The sequence below is a fragment of the Bacillus sp. HY001 genome, assembly GCF_007558965.1.
GTDB lineage: Bacteria > Bacillota > Bacilli > Bacillales > Bacillaceae_G > Bacillus_A > Bacillus_A mobilis.
Window position 1 is genome coordinate 1 of the sequence record NZ_VLTE01000340.1, and the last position, 375, is coordinate 375.

Annotated in this window: 1 protein-coding gene; it reads left to right on the forward strand. The window is 36.8% G+C overall.

Going from position 1 to position 375, the window contains the following annotated elements:
- The first annotated feature begins 82 nt into the window (after window positions 1–82).
- Entirely contained in the window at window positions 83–274 is a 192-nt protein-coding gene (locus FOT98_RS31615) for a hypothetical protein (RefSeq protein WP_000404241.1), read from the forward strand.
- Window positions 275–375: the final 101 nt, after the last annotated feature.

A 375-nucleotide genomic window follows, 5' to 3' on the forward strand; every position in this document is an offset into this window, starting at 1 on the left:
ATTAATATAACGTAACTGAATATTTCAGGGTGGTTGGTTGCTATCCTTTCTCTTTCATTTTATGGAGAAAGGAGGTGATCGCATGGAAATACTTTTCACGATAGCAATTGAAATTTTAAAAGTAATTGCTAGAGAAGTCGCTGTTTTTTTTGCAAAACGAGTAGGTAAATACCTATCAACGTCTTGGAAGAAAGCACGAAAAAAGCGACGAAAAACGAAAAGAACCACCCACAATGCCTGCAAGCGTGTGAAGGGCGGTTCTAAGAAAAAATAAACTTTTTTAGCAACTAGCCACCTTGCGGTAACAGTTACATAAGGCGAGATGTTGGAGCATCTCGTCTTCTTTAGTTTATGCAAAAACTATTGTTATAATAC